Here is a 3,223-nt window from a genome sequence, read left to right as displayed (position 1 = left end):
AATAAAGATAGTTTCATAGGTAATTTCTGACTGTGGTCCTTCAATTACGTTAACTTTAAACCTGAGTTTGCTGATGCCACCCTGCAGATCAGATTCGGCTACACGGACCAGCGCTGTAACCACACTTACCCTGGCCGGTTCGATAATGTAGGTTTCATCCAAACCATGCAGGCTTGCACCAGCAAGCCCCTCAATCTGATATTGCACCTCAATCGGCACATTCTGTTTGTTCAGTAATTTGAGCGAGTAACGGTTTTGAATCGAACCATCGCTGAGTTGAACGTATAAAGGCTGACGATCAGGTCTGACACTGAAGTCGGTCGCTGACAGGGATAAAAAGCCATAAGCAATACCAGCCAGAGAAGCCAGCAGGATCAGACTGTAAATAATGACTCGCGGACGTTTGTATAAAGGCTGCGGTTTACTGTGCCCTTGTAACTCAGCATAAGAGGCATAGCGTATCAAGCCGCGCGGCTCATTTATTTTGTCCATCACCGAATCGCAGGCATCGATACACATACCACAGGTAATACAGCCTTCCTGCTGGCCTTTACGAATATCAATACCTGTCGGGCAGACGTTGACACAAAGTTTGCAATCTATGCAGCTACCTTTACTGGGATCGGTCTGACCTTTTTTCAGTTTGCCACGAGGTTCGCCCCGCTCGGCATCATACGCAGGCAAAATTGTATTCTGGTCATACATAACGCCCTGTAAACGTGCATACGGACATAACCAGAAACACACCTGTTCGCGCATAAATCCGGCGAATACATAAGTGAAAGTGGTAAATACCGCCATCACAATCCACACGGCAATATGTGCCTGCAGGCTGAAAACATCCCGCCACAATTCAAAAGCATCCATAAACCAGGCCGAAAATGTCAGCCCCGTCAGCAATGCAATTGCCATCCATAAACTGTGTTTGCTGATTTTCTTCAGCAGTTTTCCTGCCGACCATGGCGCCTGTTTAAAGCGCAATTGTTTCTGAGGTGTATCGCCTTCCAGCTTGCCTTCAATCCAGGTGTATATATCTGTCCAAACGGTCTGAAAACAGAAATAACCACAGAAAACCCGCCCGGCAACACTGGTCACTGCCGCCAGCAGAATGGCAAAAAACAATAAGGTCAGCGATAACATCCAGATATCCTGAGGGAAAATAGTCAAGTCAAAGAAATGAAACTGACGATTGGGGATATCCAGTAATACGGCTTGTTCACCATTCCAACGAATGTAAGGTACCAGAAAGTAAAAAAGCCACACCGACATACCAAACCATTTCAGATTACGAAACCGGCCAGACATACGTTTGGCGACGATTTTCTCGCCACCGGCATTCACATCCCAATCGGCCATTTCCTCATAGATATCGCCGTTTTTTTCCATAAAGTGAATCGGTTGTTCAGTCATATTTCTTCACCTCTGGGGTCAGATAATGTGATGCAGGGAGCTTGCTGGCTGAGTCAGCAAGCCGCGCAAAATGGTTAATGCCTGAGAAAGCGTTGCATGATCCGGTGACAGACCCAACGACAATCGAACAGCCTGTCGTTGATTCTCGCTGAAGCCGAAACTGTTGCATGCGACTACCGATACACCTAGTACTGTGGCCTGTTCGGAAAATGCACTGGCCTGCCAGTAAGTGGGTAATTGCAGCCAGATATGGTGTCCTTCTTCATGGCTGTAAAACTCCATACCCGTTAATACTTGCCCGGCAATTTGCTGGCGCAGACGGTTTTCTTCTCGAATGGCTTCAGCAAACCGGTTAATACGCCCATCATAAATCCAGCGTGAAACCAGGGCGGCCATCAGCGGTGACGCCATGACACTCATCGCACGCAAGACATTGGTCAGTCCCAATGCCTTTGAGTTACTGGGAGCAATAACATAGGCCAGACGCAGCGCGGGAGTTATACACTTGGACAGTGTGCGTATATACCATGTGCGTTCAGCGGCTAAATCAACTAATGCTTTAACAGGCTCAGTTTGCAGCGGCGAATAGGGATCATCTTCTATGATGGTGATGTCATATTCATCGGCGATGGTTACGATTTGCTGGCGTCGCAGTAATGACATGGTGGCTGTTGTCGGGTTGTCCATGCTCGGCACCAGATAAATCGCTTTCATGGCATGTAGCCGACAAGCCTGCTCAAAAGCATCCGGCAACACCCCCTCTTCATCCATAGTCAATGGTTGCAAAGTTAGCCGAAGCTGCTCGGCGGCCGATTTCAAGCCGGGATAGACAAATTCACCACAGGCAATAATGTCGCCCGGTTGAGCCATACAATGCAAAATGGCATACAACGCAGACTGTGCTCCACCGGTAATCAAGGTGCGTTCGACGGTAACACTATCTATTGTTTGTCTCAGCCAACCAGCAGCAGCGCTCCGATCATGCGGATTACCGGCGCTGTCCTGATAATGCAGCTGCAATACCCTGTCCGCCCCGGCAATAAGCTGGGCAATACCCTGTGGTATATGTTGCTGTAAACCAGCAGATTCTGGTTGTGGCGGTTTATTCATGCTCAGGTCGAGCAATGGGCGGGCTTCTGAAATATGGGAAATCAGTTTACTTTCAACATGATGCCTGACATAACTGCCTCGTCCCGTGGTGGCATCAATCAATCCACGACGGCGTGCTTCATTGAAAGCACGGGTTACCGTAGTCAGATCCACATTCAATGCTTCAGCAATCGCTCGCTGTGCCGGTAAACGATCACCGGCTTTAACATAACCGGAATAGATATCGGCTTCTAATGCTTCGACGATGCCGAGATACTTGGATTTGGCATCCGCTTCAATTCGGGGTTTCCACAAAGGCATGGCTGAATCCTATGAATAGATAGGCACACGCTAGGCATTCTTCCCGACAAAAACAAGCATATCTGCATACAAAAAACGACAATGTATGGCATGCCTTTTATTGAACTGACATATTGTATGGAAATACAGCTTATTTCATCAGCTCACTACTGATAAAGCCATACAATTTTTTACAACAAACACGTTGATACCAAAACCAGGTGGCATTGAGTTGCGCAAGCTTTAACCAAGTTCAGCGACAAACAATTAATGGGCTTTATGCTTTAAACGAATTTCGCCAATAATCTGCTGCCATTCGCCAACCGGTGCGGGCTTACCGAAGTGATACCCCTGATATACGTGACAACCGGATCTTTCCAACAGGGTCGCCTGTTCAGCCGTTTCCACGCCCTCGGCAATCACG

The 3,223-nt window shown here is 47.8% G+C and carries 3 protein-coding genes; all 3 read right to left on the bottom strand.

Features of this window, described 5'->3' with window-relative positions:
* Positions 1-1,410 (bottom strand): cytochrome c oxidase accessory protein CcoG (gene ccoG, locus B3O33_RS09300; protein ID WP_292363485.1); only part of this gene is annotated, 1,410 nt, incomplete at its 3' end.
* Between the two features lie 18 nt (positions 1,411-1,428).
* A complete protein-coding gene (locus tag B3O33_RS09295) occupies positions 1,429-2,820 on the bottom strand; it encodes a PLP-dependent aminotransferase family protein (RefSeq protein ID WP_292363484.1) in 1,392 nt (463 codons plus the stop codon).
* A gap of 246 nt (positions 2,821-3,066) precedes the next feature.
* A partial coding sequence (locus tag B3O33_RS16030; RefSeq protein WP_414673287.1) for an EAL domain-containing protein occupies positions 3,067-3,223 on the bottom strand: 157 nt, incomplete at its 5' end.

The sequence above is a fragment of the Methylophaga sp. UBA1464 genome, from assembly GCF_002325665.1.
GTDB lineage: Bacteria > Pseudomonadota > Gammaproteobacteria > Nitrosococcales > Methylophagaceae > Methylophaga.
The sequence above is the reverse complement of the archived record's forward strand: the minus strand, read 5'-3'. Positions and strand labels throughout refer to the sequence as shown.